The sequence below is a fragment of the Paraburkholderia sp. GAS33 genome, assembly GCF_050436645.1.
Taxonomy (GTDB): domain Bacteria; phylum Pseudomonadota; class Gammaproteobacteria; order Burkholderiales; family Burkholderiaceae; genus Paraburkholderia; species Paraburkholderia phenazinium_B.
Genome location: NZ_JBNDMP010000011.1, coordinates 164976 through 187669 on the forward strand (window position 1 = coordinate 164976; position 22694 = coordinate 187669).

At 61.6% G+C, this 22694-nt stretch carries 19 protein-coding genes and 1 riboswitch; of the genes, 16 read left to right on the forward strand and 3 right to left on the reverse strand.

The window, feature by feature from the left end:
• Positions 1-12 precede the first annotated feature (12 nt).
• Positions 13-1938, reverse strand: coding sequence for a TonB-dependent receptor domain-containing protein (locus tag P3T24_RS29135; RefSeq protein WP_429440082.1), 1926 nt, complete (start codon positions 1936-1938; stop codon positions 13-15).
• 45 nt (positions 1939-1983) lie between these two features.
• A riboswitch (adenosylcobalamin (AdoCbl) riboswitch) is annotated at positions 1984-2073 on the reverse strand.
• A 259-nt stretch (positions 2074-2332) separates the two neighbouring features.
• On the opposite strand from P3T24_RS29135, the gene atzF reads away from it, so the two are divergent.
• From atzF to urtA, 3 genes are all read left to right on the forward strand, one after another.
• The gene (gene atzF / locus P3T24_RS29140) at positions 2333-4147 is read left to right on the forward strand and encodes an allophanate hydrolase (RefSeq protein WP_429440084.1); all 1815 of its coding nucleotides are present in this window, start codon (positions 2333-2335) and stop codon (positions 4145-4147) included.
• A 128-nt stretch (positions 4148-4275) separates the two neighbouring features.
• Positions 4276-4992 (forward strand): GntR family transcriptional regulator, encoded by a 717-nt coding sequence (locus P3T24_RS29145; protein ID WP_429440087.1) that lies wholly within the window; start codon positions 4276-4278, stop codon positions 4990-4992.
• A 198-nt stretch (positions 4993-5190) separates the two neighbouring features.
• Entirely contained in the window at positions 5191-6504 is a 1314-nt protein-coding gene (gene urtA, locus P3T24_RS29150; protein WP_429440090.1) for an urea ABC transporter substrate-binding protein, read from the forward strand.
• 82 nt (positions 6505-6586) lie between these two features.
• Here urtA and metE read toward each other — a convergent pair whose 3' ends face one another.
• Positions 6587-8902 carry a 5-methyltetrahydropteroyltriglutamate--homocysteine S-methyltransferase gene (gene metE, locus P3T24_RS29155; protein ID WP_429440092.1) on the reverse strand — a complete coding sequence of 772 codons (2316 nt, stop codon included), beginning with the start codon at positions 8900-8902 and terminating at the stop codon, positions 6587-6589.
• A gap of 131 nt (positions 8903-9033) precedes the next feature.
• On the opposite strand from metE, the gene P3T24_RS29160 reads away from it, so the two are divergent.
• Positions 9034-9957: a LysR family transcriptional regulator gene (locus tag P3T24_RS29160; RefSeq protein WP_429440095.1), complete on the forward strand. Its 924-nt coding sequence runs from the start codon at positions 9034-9036 to the stop codon at positions 9955-9957.
• Between the two features lie 108 nt (positions 9958-10065).
• Positions 10066-10986 carry a hypothetical protein gene (locus tag P3T24_RS29165; protein WP_429440097.1) on the forward strand — a complete coding sequence of 307 codons (921 nt, stop codon included), beginning with the start codon at positions 10066-10068 and terminating at the stop codon, positions 10984-10986.
• Positions 10987-11064: 78 nt separating this feature from the next.
• Here P3T24_RS29165 and P3T24_RS29170 read toward each other — a convergent pair whose 3' ends face one another.
• On the reverse strand, positions 11065-11493 hold the full coding sequence (locus P3T24_RS29170; RefSeq protein WP_429440100.1) for a TOBE domain-containing protein: 429 nt from the start codon (positions 11491-11493) through the stop codon (positions 11065-11067).
• Between the two features lie 1136 nt (positions 11494-12629).
• Here P3T24_RS29170 and P3T24_RS29175 point away from each other — a divergent pair.
• The 11 genes from P3T24_RS29175 (at position 12630) to P3T24_RS29225 (ending at position 22686) form a co-directional block, all read left to right on the forward strand.
• Positions 12630-12839, forward strand: coding sequence for a Flp family type IVb pilin (locus P3T24_RS29175; protein WP_429440103.1), 210 nt, complete (start codon positions 12630-12632; stop codon positions 12837-12839).
• 163 nt (positions 12840-13002) lie between these two features.
• Positions 13003-13509 (forward strand): A24 family peptidase, encoded by a 507-nt coding sequence (locus P3T24_RS29180; RefSeq protein WP_429440106.1) that lies wholly within the window; start codon positions 13003-13005, stop codon positions 13507-13509.
• A 62-nt stretch (positions 13510-13571) separates the two neighbouring features.
• Entirely contained in the window at positions 13572-14405 is an 834-nt protein-coding gene (gene cpaB / locus P3T24_RS29185) for a Flp pilus assembly protein CpaB (RefSeq protein WP_429411253.1), read from the forward strand.
• A 138-nt stretch (positions 14406-14543) separates the two neighbouring features.
• On the forward strand, positions 14544-16352 hold the full coding sequence (locus P3T24_RS29190; protein WP_429440109.1) for a type II and III secretion system protein family protein: 1809 nt from the start codon (positions 14544-14546) through the stop codon (positions 16350-16352).
• Between the two features lie 46 nt (positions 16353-16398).
• Positions 16399-16704, forward strand: a complete 306-nt coding sequence (locus P3T24_RS29195) for a hypothetical protein (RefSeq protein WP_429411249.1) — start codon at positions 16399-16401, stop codon at positions 16702-16704.
• 59 nt (positions 16705-16763) lie between these two features.
• Positions 16764-17957, forward strand: coding sequence for an AAA family ATPase (locus P3T24_RS29200; RefSeq protein WP_429440111.1), 1194 nt, complete (start codon positions 16764-16766; stop codon positions 17955-17957).
• A gap of 63 nt (positions 17958-18020) precedes the next feature.
• A complete protein-coding gene (locus P3T24_RS29205) occupies positions 18021-19448 on the forward strand; it encodes a CpaF family protein (RefSeq protein ID WP_429411245.1) in 1428 nt (475 codons plus the stop codon).
• Positions 19449-19469: 21 nt separating this feature from the next.
• On the forward strand, positions 19470-20447 hold the full coding sequence (locus P3T24_RS29210) for a type II secretion system F family protein (RefSeq protein WP_429440114.1): 978 nt from the start codon (positions 19470-19472) through the stop codon (positions 20445-20447).
• Between the two features lie 38 nt (positions 20448-20485).
• On the forward strand, positions 20486-21478 hold the full coding sequence (locus P3T24_RS29215) for a type II secretion system F family protein (protein ID WP_429411241.1): 993 nt from the start codon (positions 20486-20488) through the stop codon (positions 21476-21478).
• Positions 21479-21553: 75 nt separating this feature from the next.
• Positions 21554-22039 (forward strand): TadE/TadG family type IV pilus assembly protein, encoded by a 486-nt coding sequence (locus P3T24_RS29220; RefSeq protein WP_429440117.1) that lies wholly within the window; start codon positions 21554-21556, stop codon positions 22037-22039.
• Positions 22039-22686 (forward strand): TadE/TadG family type IV pilus assembly protein, encoded by a 648-nt coding sequence (locus tag P3T24_RS29225; protein ID WP_429440119.1) that lies wholly within the window; start codon positions 22039-22041, stop codon positions 22684-22686. The genes P3T24_RS29220 and P3T24_RS29225 overlap by 1 nt, the downstream gene beginning before the upstream one ends.
• Positions 22687-22694 lie beyond the last annotated feature (8 nt).

Sequence of the window (22694 nt, forward strand, 5' to 3'; positions counted from 1 at the left end):
TGGAACGCTGCCTTAGAACGTGTAAGCCAGCTTGCCGAACGCCGTCCGGCCCAACGTGTTGTAGCCGTACGCGGTTACGTACTGCCGGTTGAACAGATTCGACAGATTGGCGGACACGGTGAGATGCGAGTTAATCTTGTACGCAGCGCGCAGGCCCACCGTTGTATAGGATGGCAGATAGATCGAGTTGGCCTGATCGTCGAAGGTCGATCCACCGTACAGCACGGAGATGCCCGTGCTCAGCGCGTGCAGGTGGAACTCGTCCCACATGTGATCGATGTTCAGGCTGAACGTCTGACGCGGGCGGCGGTTAAGCCAGGTCTGATCGGTGACGTCCTGCGGATTCAGGAAACCGAGCGAGAGGCTCACCGGCGTCGATTTGCCGATGGTGCCCTTGTACGACAGGTCGATGCCCTGAATATGCGCGCGTCCGACGTTCACCGGCAGGAAGGTCACCGAGTCGTAATTGATCAGGTTGTGAACGCGCGTGTCGTACACCGCTGCCGTGAAGGTCCCGAACGACGTTGTGGCATCCAGCGCCGCCTCAACCGTATCGCTGCGCTCCGGCAGAAGGTTTGGGTTCCCGTAGCCCGGATAGTACAGGTCGTCGAAGGTCGGCAGACGGAACGCATTGCCATACGAAACGCGCGCCGTATAAACCGGCGTGATCGCATAAGACAAGGCAACGTTGCCGGTATTGACCGACTGCCCCTCGATGATCTCGTGACGGCCTGCCAGGAACACGGTCAACGGGCCGAGCGTCGCCGACTGATGCAGCGAAACCGCTGAATCGTCGCGCGTCGGCACACCCGACGGAATGTCGTACGGCAGGAAGGCCTGCTCGCGCGAGAAGTCGTAGGCAAGCTTGGTCTCGCCGGACAGCGGCAGGTTGAACAGCGCGGGCCCACGCTCCTGATGCGTCAGCGAGGTCGACGTGCTCAGGCGCGTCGAGTCGATTTCGTCGGATGGGATGCCCGGCGTATTCGTATACAGGAACTCGCGGTCCGTGGCGTAGCCGACCGACTGATCGAGCTGCGTGAACGGCGTGATATCCAGATGGAACGCGGCTCCCGTCGTCAGCTGATAATCGGCCTGCCGGTCGTCGCCGCCCGCGTTATCGTAGGAGAGATCCGAGCGGTGATACAGGAAGAAGGTGGAGAGCGACCAGTTGTTGTGCGCGTAACCCAGGCGTCCATCCACGTCCTGTGCATGGTACGGGTTACGGCCATCTTCGTGACCGAAGACAACCGGCTGCGTCGCATCGATCCCCGCCGTGTTGTAGTCATGCAAGCCGAGCGAGTAGGTCAGCCCGCTCAACGCCGAGAGCGCGCCGGTGGACGGGACCGAGCCCGATGTGCGGACCTGCGTATCGAAGGTCTTGTTCGACCCGCCGCCCACCGAGACCGTGGTCTGATTGGGCTGATTGGAAGCGTGGTTCGTGAAGAGCTGGATCACGCCACCCATCGCATCGGCGCCGAACGAAGCGGCTGCCGGACCGGAGATCACCTCCACGCGGTCGAATGCGGAGGTCGGCAGATCAGCCCACTCGGCCTGACCGCTGGTCGCGGAACCGACCCGGATACCGTCGATAAACACGGCCACCTGATTTCCCGCCGAGCCACGGATGCTGACGGACGCAAGCGAACCTGGGCCGCCGTTCTGCGCAATGGTCACACCGGGCAGTGTAGCGAGCGCCTGCGTGATGCTTGGGTCAATGGGCGAAAGACGGTCGAGATCTGCGCGAGTCAGAACCTGGGTCGTGGCGTATCGCTGATCGAACGATTGCGGTAGATGCTGCGTGTCGCCGGTGACGAGGATATTCGGTAGCGTGGTTTGCGCGACGGCCTGATCCTGGGTTGACGACGAGTCGTCGGCGTGAGCGATCTGGCAAGCGGTAACCGTCAGCGCGGAGCTGATGATGAGATGACGAAGCTTCATTATTGGAATCCTGGGGATAGCGCGCCCCACAGTTGAATAGTAGACAACGACGCCGAGGTCTGACTTCCGGTTCGGACTGAAACCGGTCACAGTGGCGCGACCGCGCTGGATTTGCACCAGCTTCCACGAGTCGTTTGCGCGCATTCTACTTGCGAATCTAGCGGGGACCGGAATAATTCCCGCCAATCGACGCGTCATTGCAACATCGCACCAGCGCGGTTCTGACGCCCAACGATCGGGCGTTTCGCGCCAGACGGGTGCATCGGAGAACGGCTCAGGCGTGGCGTCCATGCCTGTATCGCCCTGCCCTGAAAAGGCGTGACAGCCTCCCCGCGCGGTTGGCATGAGTCTTGAGTACAATTCCCCTGAACTTGTACACAAGAGGGAATACGAGATGCGCGGATGGACAATTTCGGATTGGCAGAAAGCGTATCGGGACGGTGCGACGCCCGCCCAGTTGCTTGGCGAACTGGTCCGCGGACTGACGCCCGAAGATGACCCCGCATGGATATCGACCGTGACGCAAGCAGTGCTCGACGCGCAGCTCGCGGGCCTCGAGGCCAGGCTAACCGCGGTCGGTGGCGATCTGACGAAGCTGCCGCTCTATGGCGTGCCATTCGCCGCGAAAGACAATATCGACGCCGCCGGCTTCGAGACCACAGCCGCCTGCCCCGCCTTCGCCTATACGCCAGAGCGCAGCGCGACGGTCGTGCAGCGGCTGACCGATGCCGGCGCAATCGTCATTGGTAAAACCAATCTCGATCAGTTCGCGACCGGCCTCGTGGGCGTGCGCTCCCCTTACGGCATCCCGACCAACAGCTTCGACTCCGAGTACATCTCGGGTGGCTCGAGTTCGGGGTCAGCCTCGGTGGTTGCGCGCGGCATCGTCCCTTTCTCGCTGGGCACGGATACGGCCGGCTCGGGACGCGTCCCTGCGGGCCTCAACAATATCGTCGGAATCAAACCTACTCGTGGAGCGTTCAGCAATACAGGCGTGGTGCCGGCATGCCGCACGCTCGACTGCGTGTCGGTCTTCGCGACCACTTTCGACGACGCCGCGCTCGTGTACGACCTGGCCGCCTCGCTCGATCTGGCCGACGGTCTGTCCCGCGAAGCGCCCGCCTCCGCGCTTCAGTGGCGCGTTCCCGCCGCGCCGCGTTTTGCGGTCCCGTCACAGCCGGAATTCTTCGGCGATGAACTGTCCGCGCAAGCCTTCAAGGCCGCCGTGGCGCACCTTGAAGCGCGCGGCGCGATCTGCGTGCCGCTCGACTTTTCGCTCTTCGACGACGTCACTGCGCTGCTGTATGACGGCGCATGGGTAGCGGAACGCTATGCGGCGATTCGCGACTTTGCTGGCTCGAACGAAGCCGACATTCACCCGGTTGTGCGCGACATCATCTTCAAGGCCAAGGAATTCTCCGCCACCGATACCTTCGAATCGATCTACCGTCTCGCCGATCTCAAACGCCGCGCCGATTCGATGCTGGCGCAGTTCGACGCCCTCGTCGTGCCGACTGCCCCGGCCCACTACACGATCGCCGAACTGCTGGCGGATCCGGTGCGTCTGAACAGCAATCTCGGCAAGTACACCAACTTTGTCAATCTGCTCGACTGGAGCGCAGTGGCCACGCCGGCAAACTTCCGCGAAGACGGACTGCCGTTTGGGATTACCTTCATTGGCGAGGCGTGGCGGGAACGCGCGCTGGCTGACTTTGCGGCGCAATGGCATCGGGCCACCGGGCTGCCGCGTGGAGCGACTGGAATGCCGCTGGCTGCGCAGTCGGGTGCCGCGCAACCAGCGCCTGAGGCAAAACGCAGCGCGGCGAGCGACACCATTCGCGTCGCCGTCGTCGGTGCCCATTTGCGCGGCATGCCGCTCAACCATGAACTGACGAGTCGCGGCGCAAGCTTCGTGGAGAGCACGACGACCGCGAGCAACTATCGTCTCTTCTCGCTCGCAAACACGACTCCGCCGAAACCAGGGCTGCTGCGTTCCGAAAGCGGCGCACCGATTCAGCTGGAACTCTGGGACGTGCCGGCGACTGCATTTGGTTCTTTCGTCGCTGGCGTCCCTGCGCCACTTGGCATCGGCACTGTAACGCTCGCGGACGGCAGACAGGTGAAGGGTTTCATCTGCGAGCCTTACGCCCTGCAGGATGCGCAGGACATCACGGCATTCGGCGGCTGGGCTGCCTGGCTCGCGCGTTAGCTTCTCTCATTGCGCGCCGGAATCGTCCAAACATTCCATCGCAAGCCGCGTATCATGATCCAAGCTCGCGATCTTCCGTTGCCGTTGGAACAAGCTAGCCGCATCCCCTCACGCACCTGGAAATACTGATGGTGGACAACAGCGCGCCGACTGCGCCGGCGAAAAGCGCCAGCAACCTTGCTGCGCAAATCTATACGCAACTGAAGGCCGATATCTTCGACTTCCGCCTGCTGCCAGGCGACAAGTTCAGCGAAGGCGATATCGCAACACGTATGCAGGTCAGCCGCACACCGGTCCGGCAGGCGCTGTTCTGGCTGCAGCGCGAAGGCTACGTGGATGTCAACTTCAAGAGCGGCTGGCAGGTCCGCGCGTTCGACTTCAAGTATTTCGAAGACCTCTACGAAGTGCGCGTCATGATGGAAACTTCCGCAATCGCGAAGCTCGTGGAGCTGGACGCCACCTCACGGCTCGACGCCCTGCGCGAGATCTGGTGCGTCCCCGTGAAGAAGCAGCTTGACGATCCCGCCACCGTCGCCGCGCTGGACGAAGCCTTCCATGGACGTCTCGTCGCCGCCGTGGGCAACAACGAAATGGCTCGGATGCATGAGGACATCACCGAACGCATCCGCATCATCCGCCGGCTGGACTTCACCAAGAAACCGCGCGTGGCGGCAACCTATAAGGAACACGCGGCGATTCTCAAGGCGATCTTTGCGGGCGAAGCGTCGAACGCCCAGCAGATGATCCGTGCTCATATCGCGGAGAGTCAGGCCGAGGTCAAACGCATCACGCTCTATATGATGCAGACCGCGCGCGAACGTTACGGTGCGCGCGAAGCGATCTAGCGCCTTCGCCATCCCTGGATACGTGCACGACGCACCAGCGTGGCGCGTCGTGCGCACCGCTGTCACACAGCGTCTCTCGACGTCGCAAGCGTGGCAAAGCCTCCCGTTCCTCATCCCCCGCCTGGCTTGGAAGTTGCTCAAGCACTGCGCCTTGTATTCAAGGCGATATCCAACTTTCAAAATGGCAGAGGACGATCAATGAACAAGCGTGAGTTTCTGAAGGTCGCATCGGCAGCAGGGGTTGCGGGTGTGACGGGGGTCGCAGGCGGGATTCCTTCCGCGTTCGCACAAGGCGACACCGGTCCGATCAAGGTAGGCATTCTGCATTCACTGTCGGGCACGATGGCGATCTCCGAAACGTCGCTGAAAGATACCGCGTTGATGACGATCGCACAGATCAACGCAAGCGGTGGTGTCAATGGCCGCCAGCTCGAGCCGGTAGTCGTGGACCCGGCTTCGAACTGGCCGCTGTTCGCCGAGAAGGCACGCCAGCTGATCACGCAGCACAAGTGTGCTGTGGTGTTCGGCTGCTGGACTTCGGTGTCGCGCAAGTCGGTGCTGCCGGTGTTCGAGGAACTCAACGGCCTGCTGTTCTACCCCGTGCAGTATGAAGGCGAAGAAATGTCGCGCAACGTGTTCTACACGGGCGCCGCGCCGAACCAGCAGGCGATTCCCGCTACCGAGTATCTGATGAGTGCAGAAGGCGGTGGCGCCAAGCGCTTCTTCCTGCTCGGCACGGACTATGTGTACCCGCGTACGACCAACAAGATCCTGCGCGCGTTCCTGAAATCGAAGGGCGTTCAGGAAGCGGATATTCAGGAGGTCTACACGCCGTTCGGTCACAGCGACTATCAGACCATCGTCGCCAACATCAAGACTTTCTCGCAGGGCGGCAAGACCGCGGTGATCTCGACCGTCAACGGCGACTCGAATGTGCCGTTCTACAAGGAACTGGGCAACCAGGGCCTGAAAGCGACGGACGTGCCGGTAGTGGCGTTCTCGGTGGGCGAAGAAGAACTGCGCGGTATCGATACGAAGCCGCTGGTGGGCAATCTCGCTGCGTGGAATTACTTCATGTCGCTGCGTAATCCGGAGAACACCAAGTTCAAGGCGATGTTCGCCAAATGGGTCAAGGACAACAACCTGCCGGGCGGCGACAAGCGCGTCACGAACGACCCGATGGAAGCGACCTTCGTCGGTATCCATATGTGGAAGCAGGCGGCCGAAAAGGCCAAGAGCACCGATGTCGACAAGGTGCGCGTGGCGATGATCGGCCAGAAGTTTGCGGCGCCGTCGGGCTTCACGCTCGAGATGGACGGCAACCACCACCTGCACAAGCCGGTGATGATCGGCGAAGTGCGCGCCGATGGTCAGTTCAACGTAGTCTGGCGCACCAAGACGACTGTGCGCGCGCAGCCGTGGAGCCCGTATATCGACGGTAACAAGGGTAAGCCGGACGTGGTCAGCTCAATCTCCGACTTCCTGCGCCGTCGCCGCGTCGCTGAGGTCTGAGCTGGGGGATTTGAGTTTGACGTGAGTATCGCGTGATGGCGGAAACGCCATCACGCGTGCAGCAAGCCTGCAGCCAGCGCCCTCAGGCTGCTGCTTCGCTCGCGCTTTCCCGCTTCTCCCCCTTCGCCGTTTCTTCGAGCTTCTTCCGCATGGATCGCGCTGCCGCGATCATGTTTCTAAGGGCCGCCTCCGTTTCCGGCCAGCCACGCGTCTTCAGACCGCAGTCCGGATTCACCCACAAACGCCCGGCGGGAATCACCTCGCAGGCGCGCTCGAGCAAGCGCTCCATCGTGTCCACGTTCGGCACACGCGGCGAATGCGTGTCATAGACTCCTGGCCCAATTCCATTCGGATAGGCAAATTCGCCGAAGCCGTCGAGCAGCTCCATCGAGGAACGCGAGGTTTCAATCGTGATGACGTCCGCGTCCAGCGCCGCAATCGACGGCAGGATGTCGTTAAACTCCGAATAGCACATATGCGTGTGAATCTGCGTGGCATCCGAGACCCCGCTCGAGGCGATCCTGAACGCCTGCGTCGCCCATTCCCGATAGGCGGTCCAATCCGCCTTGCGTAGCGGCAGGCCTTCGCGGAACGCCGGTTCGTCGATCTGAATGATGCGGATGCCAGCCTGTTCCAGGTCGTTCACTTCGTCGCGAATCACCAATGCCAGTTGCAAGGCAGTTGTCGAGCGCGGCTGGTCGTCGCGCACGAAAGACCATTCGAGCATCGTCACCGGTCCTGTGAGCACGCCCTTCACCAGACGGTCCGTCAGGGACTGTGCGTGGCAGGCGGTATCCACCATCATCGGTTCGGGACGAAATACGTCGCCGAAGATGATGGGCGGCTTCACGCACTGCGAACCATAGTTCTGCACCCAGCCGTTTTCGGTGATCGCATAGCCCCACAGTTTCTCAGCGAAGAACTCGACCAGGTCGTTACGTTCTACCTCACCGTGCACCAGCACATCGAGTCCGAGCTCCTCCTGCTTGCGCATCACCGTGGCCGTTTCGGCGCGCATGCGTTCGAGGTAGTCGAGCGCGCGCAATTCGCCCCGCTTATAAGCCGCGCGGGCCTGGCGGATCGCGGGCGTCTGCGGGAACGAACCAATCGTTGTAGTGGGCAGGAGCGGCAGCTTCAGGGCGTGCCGCTGCACGCGGCTGCGGGCTTCGAACGGGCTCTTGCGGCTCGCCATCGCCTCTGTCACGGCCGCAATCTTTCTTTGCACCAGCACGTTCGTGACCGCCTTCGACGCGCGCCGCGCAGCGAGAGCCTTGTCCGCGGCGGCAAGCGAAGGCTCGGCCGCGGCCTCATCACGTAACGCCAGCGCAAGCGTGCCGATTTCCGCGAGCTTTTCCGTCGCAAAGGCTAACCATGTCTTCACCTCGGGATCGAGCCGCTTCTCCACTGCGAGCGAAACGGGGACGTGCTGCAGCGAACACGACGGCGCAATCCAGAGCGTGTCGCCGCGTTCGTCATGCAACTGCTGCAACGATCCGACGATTTCGCGCAAAGCAGCGCGCCAGACATTGCGTCCGTCGATCACACCGACCGACAGCACCTTGTCCTTCGGCAGCACCGTGCGCCACGTGTCGAGTTGCTGCGGAGCCCTGACCAGATCGATATGCACGCCGTGGACCGGGAGCTTCGCGACGAGCGCGGCGTGATCGGCGGCGGTGTCAAAATAGGTGGCCAGCAATACCTTCACGCCTGCGGCGCCCAGCACGTCATACACGGCTGAAAACGCTTCGAGCCACTCAGCGTCGAGGTCGAGACACAGCGCGGGTTCGTCGATCTGCACCCACTCGACACCACGCCGCTTCAACTCATCAAGAATGCGTAAGTAGCGGATCACGAGCTTCGGCAGCAGCGACAAGCGGTCGAAACCCGGCGTCTGGCTCTTGGACAGCCACAGATACGTGATCGGCCCAATCAACACCGGTTTGACCGGAAGATCGAGCGCAAGCGCTTCATCGATCTCTTCGAAGAACCAGTTCACGCCGCCGTTAAAGGTCGTATGCGGTCCCAGCTCCGGCACGAGGTAGTGGTAGTTGGTGTCGAACCACTTGGTCATTTCCATGGCCGGCTGCGCCTTGTTACCGCGCGCCAGTTCGTAGTACTGAGCCAACGACAACGCCGCCGGCTCGAATTCGAAGCGCTCGGGCAGCGCGCCCAACAGTGCGGTCAGATTCAGCATGGGGTCGTAGTACGCGAAATCGCCGACCGTCACGAAGTCCAGCTTTGCCGCGCGTTGCTGCTCCCAGTGACGCGCGCGCAATTCCCGCGCGACGCCGCGCAGGTACGCGTCGTCAGACTCCCCACGCCAGAACGATTCCTGGGCGAACTTGAGTTCGCGATGCGCGCCGATGCGCGGAAAACTATGTATGTGGGTGCGAGCCATTGCCGATCCTTGACTGAATGGCGCACAGTTTGAGAGGCACGCTATGATTCATCAAGCGACATCTTTTCATTATCGTATGAGCCACATTCATATCAACTACACCCTGGCTTACGGCCACCGCGGGCGGCAGCATGCTTGAACTGCGTCATCTTCGCTCGCTGATCGCGATTGCCGATTCGGGCAAGCTCGTCGCTGCCGCCGAGCGCGTGAATCTCAGTCAGTCCGCCCTATCCCACCAGATCCGCGACATGGAAGCCCACTACGAGGTATCGCTATTCGAGCGGACCCGGCAAGGTCTGCGCTTTACGGTGGCAGGCGAACGGCTGCTGGCTCTCGCTCGCGAAACGGTGGCGGGAGTAGCGGCCGCTGAACGGGATCTGGTTCGCCTGAAGGACGAAGTGCGCGGCGAGCTTCGCATCGTGCTGGAATGCCACACGTGCTTCGACTGGCTGATGCCGGTGATGGATGAGTTCCGGCGCCGCTGGCCGGAGGTCGAGGTTGACCTTGTGGCGGGATTTCACGCAGATCCAATGCGGCTCCTGAGCGAGGGCAAAGCCGATGTGGTGATCGGATCAAAACCGGCCACCCGGCGCAATCTGGATATCGCACCGCTGTTCAGGTTTGAAATCCAGGTGGTGATTGCCAATGAACACCGTCTGCGCAGCAAGCGGCGTCTGACCGCTGAAGATCTGCGCGGCGAAACCCTCATCACTTACCCGGTTCCCGAAGCGCGCATCGACCTGATCCGCGAGGTGCTGGAGCCGGCCGGCATCCGGCTCGAACGCCGTACCGCCGAGTTGACCATTGCGATCATGCAACTGGTGGCGAGCCGCCGGGGTATCGCAGCGTTGCCGAACTGGGGCTTGAAGAATTACGTCGACCACGACTATGTGCTGGCGAAACGCGTCGGCACGAGCGGGCTATGGAGCGAGCTTTACGCCATCGCGCCGAAGGGGACAGCGGGCCGTCCTTACTTCGAGGATTTCGTGTCGATAGTGCGCGACACCTGCGCGGCGCAGCTCGACAGTATCGAACTGCTGACGAGTGTCGAGTGATCGTGCGTCAGTCGGCGGTCGCTGGTACCTTAGCTTGAACCCGGCGCCCTTGTGTAACGCGAGTTGTGCGTCTCCCGTCTAATCAGGCTGAAGCCCTCTGGAGAAAACATGCTTGCATCGCCTGTCAGGCTGCGTAAAACCGCAGCGGTCATCGCAACGTTTAGCTTTGTCGCAGCGCTGGCCGGTTGCAGTACCCCTCGAACCGTTGTCCAGGCGCAGAAAACCGCCGTCGATGCGTTGCCAAACGGGATTGCCGTGCGGCCAGCCGATGGCGCGCTCTTTATCACCGATGACCGCACCAGCAGCGTGTTGTCCTCGCACGGAGGGGCATTCACGCCATATGCAGAGATTCCGGTTGGAGTGGCCCAGGGTAAAAGCCTCAGCCAGATCACCTTCGCGCAGTCGGGCGCCCTGCTCGCCGAACGGTTCGGGTTTGGTACCGCGAGCGCGATATTCGAAGTCAGCGGCAATGGCACAACCGTGGCGCTAAGCGGACCCAATCCGGCCCGGCGCAGGTTGGGACTGGTTGAGCTTGCGCCTGGCCAGCTCCTGTCTACCTGGTTCATCAAGACCGGCAGCAACCCGCCGCAAGGTGCCCTGAGTCTGGTGACCTATGACGAGGCGACGCACGCCGCAACCGAACGCGATCTGCTCACAGGGCTCGGCAAACCGGTTGGGATTGCCGTATCAGGGGGGAACGTGTTTGTCTCCGATCAGGCCAACGGCAATATCGTGAAGGCGAACCTGGGTGCGCTTCTGAGCTCTCCGGCGCCGGTGACGCCTACCGTGTTTGCACGCGTAGATAGCCCCGATCTGATGACCGTGGATAGCAAGGGTCGGCTCTATACGAAATGCAACAAGAACGGCCTCTGCGCGATCGCCCCGGACGGCACGGTCAGCGTGATCGCCAACGACTTCCAGGATGCCCGAGGCGTCGCGATCGATGCCGCGCATCATGTCCTGTATGCGGTCGACCGCGGGCCGTCATCCGGCGGGACCAGTTATGTGCGCAGCTTTCCTATCAAGTGACGGCGCTCAGGCGGTGTATCAGACAGGGGATGGGGCTGCCGGCTGTGACAGCGAGCAGCCCCACCGCCCAACACCTCGTTATTGCTCGACGCCTACGATCACGCTCGACGCCTTGAAAATGGCCGTGGCGGATTTACCCGTTGCGAGACCCAACCGGTCGACGCTTTCATTGGTGATGATCGCAGCGATCTGCGCGCCGTTCGGTGCAGCAATCTCGACTTCGGAATTAACCGCGCCTTTGGTGACAGCAGACACCGTCCCGGCAATGCAGTTACGCGCCGACACCTGGCTACTCTTGACGTCCACCATCACGATGATCGATGAAGCCTTCACCAGCGCGATTGCCGGCTTACCCTGGGCGAGACCAAGCGATGTTGCACTGCCATGCGTGATGACCGCGACGATCTCGAGGCCGTCCTGCGTGCGTAGCGTGACCTCGTCGTTCACGGCGCCGTGCTTGAGTTCCACCACTTCGCCTTCAAACTGGTTTCGGGCACTGGTTCGCATTTTCAATCTCCTGATGTTGCGTGCTCGCACAATGATGCGCGCACGCTTTGCTCTGTATAACGTCAGCCAACAAGTCTATCGATAAGTCTCGTGGCGGGCGAGCGGTAATGTCATTGCGGCGGAGCGATGCGGGATACCGGGTTTTGTCTGCAACCATCGGTCCGCGGTACTTTGCACACACGCCGCGCGCATTCATCTTTGCGTCCAAACGACGATTCTTGAGACACTCAATCCGCGACTCGTTTCAACTTTGAGAAACACGACGACGCCCCGTTTTCTCCCGGATTTCGCACGGCATTTTTGACCTGCCTTCAATATCGACGGGCATTTCTGACCGATATCCGCAAAAACCCATCCCCCTTTACCGTACCAGGCAAACCTTTGCTTGGCAGGTAATCCGCGCCAGCGGCCTGTTACATAACCCGATGCCCGTCTCGTGATTGAGACATTTCCGTCTCTGTGCGCTATAACACCTTTCTTCCCGAGCACACCCGGTGCGACCACCCCGGATATGGCCGCAGATCCAGTCTGCAAGCCACTTCTAGCCATTCCGCATAGTCCGCATACCGCGTAGAACGCTATGTGCGCTTTCGCACAGAACACCTCGCAACACGCGAACTTCGCGCTTTGATCTCAGAAACATTCTGAAACAACTTTTACTAACACCTTTTCGAGTGCCATGTCTGATTTCGGCCGACGGTCGCCAGACCCAGCACCCACAAGGCTTTTGAGGTCCCTGGCACGATCGTCGCTAAATGTCCTGCACCAGGCAGCAATGCAGTAGATGCAGATTCAGGTGTCGTTTGACTGCTGCCGGGGGAAACAGTCAAGCGGCAACAACGGACTTCGGGGCGCGGTATGCCGGATACGGCGAGGCGAATCCTGGAGGCCGGGCTGGAGAGCCAGTTGATCGGCATGTCCAGCGCCTGGAACGAGGCAGGGACGGTTTGGATGGTTCAGCCGGTGATACCCGCGAAGCACTCCTTAATAAACGCTTCGCATCGCTCAACCGGTCAGCGCCACCCGAGTCGGACCTTGCCCGAGCCGCCCAAAGCGGCAGATGTTTCGGTGCCCGACCCGCAGCGGGTGCTTTCTTCTCATGAGCTTTTAAATTCTTAACACAACGAGGACTGACCATGAACACGATCATCAACGAAGTAAAGCGCTTTGTCCGTGAAGAAGAAGGTGTTGCTGCGATTGAATACGGCCTGCTGGCTGGGTTGATCGCGGTGATGATTATCGCTGGCGCGACGCTGGCAGGGACGAGTCTCAGCGCACTGTTCACCAACGTCGGGAATCAGCTGCAGACCGCTTCGAACAACACCACCGGCGGCGCAGCCAAGTAAGCACACGCATCTTCCGGGCGCCCCGGTCGATGCGCTGGCAACCAACGCCGGCGCCGACGACCAAACGCCCGGAGCTGCGGATGGGGCAGAGCCAGCCGCCCACACGGGCGCTGGCGACGCGGACCACAAGGTTTTAGAACACAGAAATAAAACAGGTTTCCTCATGGACACTTTCGCGTTTCCGACCGGGCTGTGTGTCTTTGCACTGGTGATCTCTGCCGCCGCCTTCGATCTGCGGTCGCGCCGCATTCCCAACGTGCTGGTCCTGCTCGGTTTGATCGTGGCAGTGCCGGTTCAGTGGACCGCGCATGGCGAAACCGCGGGACTGTGGCTGGGACTGCAGGGACTTACCGCCGGCATTGCAGTAATGCTCCCGTTCTACGTGCTGCGAGCATTCGGCGCGGGCGATGCGAAGCTGATGGGGGTGATCGGTGCCTTCGTCGGGCCTTCGGCTGTGCTGCTGATTGCGCTCTTGACCTTTTTTGTGGGCGGCTTGTGGGCGCTGATTCTCGTGGTCCAACGCCGTCAGTTGCGTCACGCGGGCAACAGCATGTTCCTGATGTGTACCAGTTTTGAGCAACACAAGACACAGACGACCTCGCTCGGACGGCTTCCATACGGTGTGGCCATCGCGCTTGGAACCATGGCTGTAATGGTATTGCTGCATTAACAGATCGGATTTCCGGGGGCGCAGGCGCGAGCCTGGCGAGTCAATCCGTTAAGGAGTACGACATGAAAAATATGAGAGCGCTGGCAATGCTGACTGTGGCGACCATCGCTGCACTGGCCGCCGTCCTGTTCGCGTCGCGCTGGATGCAAACCCAGGCGACCCCTTCGACGAAGGTTGTCGTCGCGGCAACGGACATCAACCTCGGACAACGCCTCACGCCCGAATTCGTCAAGCTGGTCGACTGGCCCGCCGGCAGCATTCCGGCAGGCGCCTTCACCGACCCGCAAAAGCTCGACGGCCGTGTACTGAAGACAAGCGCACAACGTGGCGAACCGCTGCTCGAAGCCAAGCTCGCGCCGGTCGGCACGCTGGGCGGCCTCTCGGCGGTGATCGGCGAAGGCAAGCGGGCCATCACCGTGCGGGTGAATGACGTGATCGGTGTGGCGGGCTTTGCTCTGCCGGGCAACTACGTCGACATCATCGTCAATACGCAGAAAGACAGCACTGCTGCGACCGGTGATGCGCACGACCGCAACATCTCGAAGATCGTGCTCGAGAAGATTCTCGTACTGGCAGTCGCCCAGGAGGTGAGCCGCGACGATACCAAGCCGCGCGTCGTCAATGCGGTGACGCTCGAGGTATCGCCAGAACAGGCGGAAAAGATCGACCTTGCCCGAAGTGTCGGCACGCTCTCGCTGGTGCTACGCAACCAGGTGGATACCGCTGACGACACCACCGGCGGCGCAACCAAAGTTTCGCTGTTAAAGGAGCCGGTCGCCGTGCCCGCGCCGAAGCCCGAGGTCAAGACCGTGCGGGTCGTGCAGCGGGTGGCGGCGCATCCCGGAAACTGCATCCGGGTGATTACAGGTACGCAAAACGGTCAGGAATGCTTCTGATTTGACCTCGCCGCGAGACCGGCTGGCGAGCAACAGACAGCGAGAAGCAGGTGCAGTAAAACAAGAATTCAACGGGACTGACCAATCAGGCTGACGACAGGCTGGTGGCGGCTCACAGCTTCATCCGGGGGAATGCAAATGAACCACCTTCATGACAGCGGCACGCAACGCCGTCCGCATAGCGAGTCGAAGCGGAAAATCGAGCAGATCGGGCGGATCACGCTGGTCGCACTGGCGTGCCTCGCGCTGTGCACTACGCAAGTCGATGCGCAATCGAGCGGCGCCGACACCGCCAGGCCGCTCACGGTAGCGTCCAACGGCGTGAGTCTGACCATAGGTGTGAGCCGCGCCGCCGCGACAGCCGCCGAGGCTGGTCAGTCGAAGGGGCCGAGCTGCACGGGCGACGTCCGCGAGCACAGCACCGTCAACGTAGCGGTCGGCAAGTCGACGATGGTCGCGTTGCCCGAAGCCGTGCGCACCCGTACTGTCGGCAACCCGGATATCGTCCAGGCCATGCTGGTGTCGCCGCAGACCCTGTACCTGCTTGGCACCGACGTCGGCGCAACCAATATGATCATCCAGGGCCGCAGCGGCTCATGCAGCGTGATCGACGTGGTGGTCGGCGTCGACCCCGGCGGCCTGCAGGCGACACTCGCGGCCTTGATGCCGGAAGAACACGACGTGCGCATCAGTGCCGCCGCCGATAGCCTGGTGCTGAGCGGCACTGTGGCGGATGCCGTCAAGGTACAGCGTGTCGTCGAACTGGCCAACGCCTTCTTGCAGCGCGCCACCAAGGCTGTCGCGCAAGTCCCGGCCGGCGGCGCTTCCGGCGCGGGCGCGGCAGCCGCGGGAAGCGGGGGCGGCCAGGCGCAGCCTGCCGACAAGAACCTTCGCATCATCAACATGCTGACGGTAGCCGCGCCGCAGCAGGTCATGCTGGAAGTGAAGGTCGCGGAAGTCTCAAAGACCCTCATCGACGAACTCGGCGCAGAGGCAAGTCTGAATGGAGGCTTCGGCAGCTGGTCCTTCGGCCTGCTCGCCAACTTCCTGAGCGGTGGTGCGGGTAAGGCCGCAGCGGTCAAGTCGAACAAGCTGCCGTTCGGCCTGGCGATAGACGCACAAAAAAGCGATCAACTGGTCAAGGTGCTTGCGGAGCCGAACCTGATGGCTATCAGCGGCCAGCAGGCAAGCTTCCTCGCTGGCGGCAAGGTGTTCATCCCGGTTGCGCAGACGGCCAACGGCACGACGACAATCACGTTGCAGGAAGAAGACTTCGGTATCGGCCTGACCTTCACACCGACCGTGCTTGAGGGCGGCCGCATCAACCTGACGGTCGCACCCGAAGTGTCGGACCTGTCGCCGACCGGCGCCACGGTCACCTCGTCGACCGGCAACACCACCTCGGTGCTGCCGCTGATCACGACACGCCGCGCTTCGACCACCCTTCAGGTGATGGACGGTCAGAGCTTCGCGATTGGCGGCCTGATCAAAAACAACGTTACGGGCACGATCAACGCGCTGCCGGGTGCCGGCGAAGTGCCAGTTCTCGGTGCACTGTTTCGCAGCACAAACTTCCAACAGGACCGCACGGAACTGGTGTTTGTCGTGACGCCGCGTCTCGTCAAGCCGCTACCGGCCAACTACACGCTGCCGACCGATCGCTTCGGCGACGTCAACGAGGCAGGTGTGCTGCTGATGGGCAACATGGAAGGCAAGGCACCACACACACCGCCGCCTGCTGCAGGCGCGCCTCAATCCGCACTGCCGCCAACCAGCCCGGCTGCCGGAAATGCGAACGTGGCTGTTCCGGTTGCTCCCGCTGTTCCCACCGCCTCGCCCGCTGTGACAACCCCGGTCGCTGTAACGACTCCAGTCGCGACGGCTCTTCCGGATGGTGTGCCCGATCACGGCGTCATGCTGCCGGTCAACACCGCGAAAGCGCCTTAAGCCCGCCAGCAGCGCTTACGAACTTCACCTTCAACTGGGGCCGAACATGAAAACGCTCAAACCATTGATTCGCGCTGTCGTCTGTGCAGGCATCAGCCTGTCGCTCGCCGGTTGCCTGACCTCGACGCCACAGTGGGACGCGCACTTCGGCGAGAGCGTCCAACAGATCAGCGCCTCGCAGGTGCTGAATCCGCAAGCTGGCACCAATGCCGATCCGGTCACTGGAATCGACGGCGGCGCCGCGGCAGCCACGATGTTCCGCTACGACAAGTCGTTCTCTCAACCGGCATTCGTGAGCTCGCCGTATGGCGTCGGCCTCGGCTCTTCGGGTTCGAGCACGGGATCGCCGTAATCATCGCTGCGGTGTCGTACGACAGGCAGGCCGCAAACAAGTGAAGTGGAGCACAAGAAATGATCAATATCCTGTTAGTCTCATCGGACCCGGGGCGTACCCAGCAGATCACCGCAATCATTGCCGCGAGCGGCATCGGGCATCAGCTTCGCACGCTCGCGAACGGCCTGCAGCAAGTGTGCACCGACAAGGATGCGCTGCAAGTCACCGACCTGTTGATCTTCGACGGCTACCATCTTACCGGGGACGATATCAGCGCGCTCGAAAAGCTATCGGGTCGCCGTCGCGAACTGGTCTGCACGCTGATCACGCCGTCGCCGTCACACGAGTTGCTGATTCAGGCGATGCGCGCCGGGGTGCGCAACGTCGCGCTGTGGCCGATCGAGCGTGACAGCTTCGTGGCCGACCTCAAGCGCGTCGCCGGACGCCGCGCCGAGGCGGACCATCGCGATGGCCAGGTGCTGTCGTTCGTCTCGTGCAAGGGCGGTAGCGGCACCACCTTCCTTGCCGCCAACCTCGGCTATGCCATTGCGTCGCTGCGTGACAAGCGCGTACTGCTGGTCGATCTGAACCAGCAATTCGGGGGTGCGGCCCATCTGGTCTGCGACAAGACTCCTCCAGCGACAATCGCAGACGTGTGCGCGCAGATCGACCGTCTGGATGCCTCGTTTTTCGATGCCTGCCTGACTCATGCGTACCCCAACTTCGATGTGCTTGCCGGCGCCGGCGACCCGGTGAAGGCCGTCGATATCAAGGTGCCCCATCTTGAACGGATCGTAGCGTTGATCCGCCATCAGTACGACTTCGTGATATTCGATGTCGGTCAGAGCGTGAACCCGGTGTCAATCTTCGCGCTCGACCACAGCGACGTGATCTTCCCGGTACTGCATTCGAGCGTGCCGCACATTGGCGCTGGCCAGCGACTCTTGCAGCTGTTCCAGTCGCTCGGTTATCCGGGCGAGCGCGTGCGGGTCCTCGTCAACCAGCACGACAAGCGCGGCCAGATCGCCCTGAAGACCATGGAGGACGTGATCGGTGCAAAGATTTCAAAAGTACTGCCAAACGATGTCCGCGCGGTTCTCGATTCGGTGAATCAGGGCGTTCCGGTCATCAAGCAGCACAAGAACAGCCCCATTTCGAAGAGTCTCTCCGAACTCGCCGAGAGCCTCGCGCCCGCGCCCAGGGCGTCGGGTACCACCAGGCTTACCAAGCTGTTCCGCTCCAAGGCGCGGGTTCAGCCGAGTCCGGCCTGAAGCCGCGCGGAGTCAGTCAAGACGGCTCGAGCAACAACCTGAGACAAGAACCGGAGTACCGCCATGTCACTGCGCGAACACCTTTTCAAGCAAGCCGCCGAGGCACAGATCGAGCCCAGCCTCGTCATGGCGGAGGCTGTCGTCGCCGTCGAACGCCCTGCGGTACGTCCGGCGAACGGCACGGCCGATCCGGCTCCGAACGGTGCCCTAGCACGCCGCGCCTATCAGCAACTCAAGATGGAGATCCACGAGGCAATCATCGAGCGCGTCGAACTCGACAAGCTGCAGCACTTGTCCCAGGAGCAGGTTGGACGCGAGTTGACGCAACTGGTCGGCAAGCTCATGGAAGAGCGCAACATCCTGATGAATGATGTCGAGCGGCGCGCGCTAGTACAGGATGTCAAGGACGAGATGCTGGGGCTCGGCCCCCTGGAGCCGCTTCTGAAGGATCACACTATCTCGGACATCCTCGTCAACACCGCGCATCACGTCTACGTGGAGCGGCGCGGCAAGCTCGAGGCCACCGACGTGCAGTTTTACGACAACGCGCACCTGATGAAGGTGATCGAGAAGATTGTCTCGCGGGTCGGGCGCCGCATCGACGAGTCCACGCCGATGGTCGATGCCCGGCTGGCCGACGGCTCGCGTATCAACGCGATCATTCCGCCTTCGGCAATTGACGGCCCGCTGCTCTCGATCCGGCGTTTCGCGGTCAACCCGCTGAAAGTGTCGGACCTGATCGAATACCAGAGTTTCACTACGCCGATGGTGCAACTGCTCGAAGCGCTCATCAAAGCAAAGATCAACGTGTTGATCTCGGGTGGCACCGGTAGCGGCAAGACGACCATGCTGAATCTGTTGTCGGGCTTCATTCCATCGGACGAACGGATCGTCACGATCGAAGACGCGGCCGAATTGCAACTGCGCCAGGAGCATGTACTTCGCCTCGAAACGCGGCCACCGAACATCGAAGGCAAAGGCGAGATCAGCCAGCGTTCGCTCGTGAAGAACGCGCTGCGGATGCGCCCAGACCGCATCATCCTCGGCGAAGTACGCGGCGGCGAGGCGCTCGACATGTTGCACGCGATGAACACCGGTCACGAAGGCTCGATGGCGACGATCCACGCGAACACGCCGCGCGATGCGCTGGTCAGGCTCGAAAACATGGTCAGCATGGCGGGCCTCGCGCTACCGGCCAAAGCGATGCGCCAGCAGGTCGCCTCGGCGATCACGGTGATCGTCCAGGCCTCGCGTCTCACCGACGGCCGCCGCAAGCTGATGAGCATTCAGGAGATCACCGGCATGGAAGGCGACATGATCAACATGCAGGAGATTTTCACTTTCAAGCGCACGGGCCTCGATAGCGAGGGACGCGTGAAAGGCTATTTCTGCGCGACCGGGGTGCGGCCGCAATTCACCGAGCGTCTGCAGGCCTTTGGCGTGAGCGTGCCAGACCATATCTACGATCCGCAGAAGCGCTACGAAGTCTGAACCGATCTCCAGGGGTGCGTCATGAACCGGTTATTTCTGGGCTTTGCCGTATTGCTGTTCCTGGCCGTCGTGCTGGTGATCGAGGCGGCCTATGTGTGGTGGAACAGCCATCACGGCGCGGGCGTCAAGCGGCTCGACCAGCGTATTCGCGCGATGTCAGCAGGCGGTCAGATCGGCACCGGACAAATGTCGATCCTGAAGGCGCGGATGCTGAGCGATTCGCCGTCGCTGACGCGATGGCTGCTGACGATTCCGCGCATCCATTCGTTGGACCGGTTGCTCATGCAATCCGGCCGCGACTGGTCGGTGGCGCGGTTTCTGACGTATACGCTGGCGCTACCGGGCATAGTGGCGGTCATTGGGCTATTTGCCGGCCTGCCGATCCTGCCTACGCTCGCTCTCGCAGCAGCTTTTGCGCTGCTGCCGCTTGGACTCGTCTCCCGCAGTCGCTCGAAGCGCATCGCGATACTCGAGCAGCAATTGCCCGAAGCCGCAGACCTGATCGCCCGAGCGTTGCGTGCCGGCCACTCGTTTCCGAGTTCACTTGGCATGGTGGCAGAAGAACTGGCCAACCCGCTGGGCGGCGAGTTTCAGACAACCTTCGATGAGATCAGCTACGGCGTGTCGATGAACGACGCGCTGAAGAACATGGTCGCGCGCGTGCCGGTCATGGATCTGCGCTACTTCGTCATCGCGGTGCTGATCCAGCGCGAGGCTGGGGGCAACCTGTCCGAAATCCTCGACAACATCAGCCAGATCATTCGCGAGCGGCTCAAGCTGCTCAGCAAGGTGAGAGTGCTGTCTGCTGAAGGGCGTCTGTCCGCATGGATTCTCGGCGTACTGCCGTTTGCGCTGGCCGGCGTGATCATGTTGATCAATCCAGGCTTTTTTATGGGGCTGTTCAACGATTCGGCAGGCGAAAAGATGATCGGTGGATCGCTGATCAGCATGTTGCTGGGCATTGTCTGGATGCGCAAGATCATCCGGATCCACGTCTGAGCACCCGTAGCAATGAGCGGCAAGTTTGCGAGGAAATCATGAACACCATGCAGATCGTGTTATTGGGCGCGACCTTCATCATCGTCTTTGGCGCGGCGCTGGGCGTCATGCTCATCACGCGGCCTAACGTCTTGCAGCGACGCCTCGACGCAATCGCACCAGGGGTCGTCGGGCGAGGTGTGAGCGCCACGAACGCCGGAAGTGCGGGAAGTGCAATGGGGGACGGTCGCCCGCAATGGATGGAGACGATCGCCAAAGCCTCGGCCCACGTAGCGAAGCTCTCGCTACCCACCGAGGGCTGGGACAAGTCGGCGTTGCGCACCCGCTTCATGAACGCCGGCTGGCGCGGCGCCTCGGCGCCAGCGATCTATTTCGCCGCGAAAACGGTGCTGGCGCTCGGCTTGCCACTGATCGCCCTGCTCATGCTGGGCAGTTTGCCGAGCAACGTGCCGCACAGCCTAGCGCTGGTCGCCGCATTGCTGATGCTGTTGGCGACGCTCGGCTACTACGTGCCGAATGCCGTGTTGACGCGCCGGATCGACCGGCGGCAACAGGACATCTTCGAGAGCCTGCCGGATGCGCTCGATCTGATGACCGTCTGCGTTGAGGCGGGCCTCGGGGTCGACGCCGCGATATTGCGCGTTGCCGACGAGATTCATGTGAAGAGCCAGGTGTTGAGCGATGAATTCTCGCTCGTGCTGCTGGAGTTGCGTGCCGGCTCGAGCCGCTCGAAAGCTCTGCGCAATCTGGCCATGCGTACGGGCGTGGACGATGTGGAAACGCTGGTCGCGATGCTGATCCAGGCGGAGCGCTTCGGCACGAGTGTAGGAGCCGCACTGCGCGTACATACCGACATGCTGCGCACCAAACGCCGTCACCTGGCCGAAGAACGCGCCGCCAAGGTTGCCTTGAAGCTGCTGTTTCCGCTGATGTTCTTCATTTTCCCGGCGCTTCTGATCGTGTTGCTTGGACCGGCTGTGATTCAGATCTATCGCGTGATGTTGCCGACGGTCGCCGGAATTGGGGGATAAACGCACTGGCAGAAATCAGCGGAAGCCAGTGTCAAAAAACACGATAAAAAAAATGCCGCAGCGGGGGAACACAACATGCACACATCAAAACGAAGAATCAGCAGACGCTCACGCAAAGACCAATCCGGCTCGACCGTAGTGGAATTCGCGATCATCGCGCCACTGCTGCTGTTTGTACTCTGCATGATCATCGACCTGGGCCTGATGTTCTGGGTCAACCTGACCATGCAATACGCCGTGCACGAAGGCGCCCGCTACGCGGTCACGGGCCAGGACAACCTCGATCCGGACAGCACCAACCAGCAACGCTATCTCGCGGTGATCCAGGACATCGAAGACTCCTCGATGGGCTTGTACACGCTCGTCAATCCGGTGATCTCGGTGACGGTCAACGGCACTCCCGTCGCGTATGGCGCAAATATGTTTGGAGGCCCAGGCGATCTGGTCGTGCTGCAACTGAACTGCACGTGGTCCCTCCTCACCCCGCTGATTGCGCCGTTCTTCAACGGCGGCGCATACACCTTCAGCGTCGCAGCCACCATGCGTAACGAGGGGTTCTAATGAAAGTCACCCGTCACTACCGTCGAGGCAAAAGCAGACGCGCGATGGGCGGCATCGCCGCGATCGAATTTGTCGTGCTGCTACCCCTGCTGTTGCTGCTTGCCGTGCCGACCTACGATCTGGCGCGCAACATTCAGGCGAACATGATTCTCGTGAACCTGAGCCGCGAGGGCGCCAACCTCGCCTTGCGGGCCTCGTTGACGTTCCCAATGGAAACCATCATGAACGATCTCGCGGCGACCACGCCGCCGCTCGACATGGTCGACCATGGCATGATCTACATCACCGAGGTGATGGGCGACAACGAGAACTGCAACGCACAAGGCAACAACTGCACGATTCGCAACATCGTGCTTGCGCAGTACGAGTGGCAGCCCAACGGCAAGCAGAGCAGCTACGCGCCGACCAGCGCGGTATGGAACTGCAGCTCGGGCAACTGGGGCAGCGACGGCAGTTGCAGCGGGATCGGCACGGGGCTTGCCGCACCCACTGCGAATGCGCTGACGGGACAGTTGATGGCCGGCCAGATCGTCTATGTGGTGGAAAGCTATTACCAGATGCAGTACGTGTTCGGCGCGGCGAACTTCGGTTTCGGCGTGTCGACCCCAGTACTCAATCCCAATCTGTATTCGATGAATGTGTTCTGACCGGCCTG

Coding starts and splice junctions, on each gene's coding strand:
- P3T24_RS29175 (WP_429440103.1), top strand. CDS start 12,630: ATGAACACGATCATCAACGAAGTAAAGCGCTTTGTCCGTGAAGAAGAA.
- P3T24_RS29145 (WP_429440087.1), top strand. CDS start 4,276: ATGGTGGACAACAGCGCGCCGACTGCGCCGGCGAAAAGCGCCAGCAAC.
- P3T24_RS29205 (WP_429411245.1), top strand. CDS start 18,021: ATGTCACTGCGCGAACACCTTTTCAAGCAAGCCGCCGAGGCACAGATC.
- P3T24_RS29190 (WP_429440109.1), top strand. CDS start 14,544: ATGAACCACCTTCATGACAGCGGCACGCAACGCCGTCCGCATAGCGAG.
- metE (WP_429440092.1), bottom strand. CDS start 8,902: ATGGCTCGCACCCACATACATAGTTTTCCGCGCATCGGCGCGCATCGC.
- P3T24_RS29210 (WP_429440114.1), top strand. CDS start 19,470: ATGAACCGGTTATTTCTGGGCTTTGCCGTATTGCTGTTCCTGGCCGTC.
- P3T24_RS29225 (WP_429440119.1), top strand. CDS start 22,039: ATGAAAGTCACCCGTCACTACCGTCGAGGCAAAAGCAGACGCGCGATG.
- P3T24_RS29135 (WP_429440082.1), bottom strand. CDS start 1,938: ATGAAGCTTCGTCATCTCATCATCAGCTCCGCGCTGACGGTTACCGCT.
- P3T24_RS29180 (WP_429440106.1), top strand. CDS start 13,003: ATGGACACTTTCGCGTTTCCGACCGGGCTGTGTGTCTTTGCACTGGTG.
- P3T24_RS29165 (WP_429440097.1), top strand. CDS start 10,066: ATGCTTGCATCGCCTGTCAGGCTGCGTAAAACCGCAGCGGTCATCGCA.
- P3T24_RS29170 (WP_429440100.1), bottom strand. CDS start 11,493: ATGCGAACCAGTGCCCGAAACCAGTTTGAAGGCGAAGTGGTGGAACTC.
- urtA (WP_429440090.1), top strand. CDS start 5,191: ATGAACAAGCGTGAGTTTCTGAAGGTCGCATCGGCAGCAGGGGTTGCG.
- P3T24_RS29195 (WP_429411249.1), top strand. CDS start 16,399: ATGAAAACGCTCAAACCATTGATTCGCGCTGTCGTCTGTGCAGGCATC.
- P3T24_RS29200 (WP_429440111.1), top strand. CDS start 16,764: ATGATCAATATCCTGTTAGTCTCATCGGACCCGGGGCGTACCCAGCAG.
- atzF (WP_429440084.1), top strand. CDS start 2,333: ATGCGCGGATGGACAATTTCGGATTGGCAGAAAGCGTATCGGGACGGT.
- P3T24_RS29215 (WP_429411241.1), top strand. CDS start 20,486: ATGAACACCATGCAGATCGTGTTATTGGGCGCGACCTTCATCATCGTC.
- P3T24_RS29220 (WP_429440117.1), top strand. CDS start 21,554: ATGCACACATCAAAACGAAGAATCAGCAGACGCTCACGCAAAGACCAA.
- P3T24_RS29160 (WP_429440095.1), top strand. CDS start 9,034: ATGCTTGAACTGCGTCATCTTCGCTCGCTGATCGCGATTGCCGATTCG.
- cpaB (WP_429411253.1), top strand. CDS start 13,572: ATGAAAAATATGAGAGCGCTGGCAATGCTGACTGTGGCGACCATCGCT.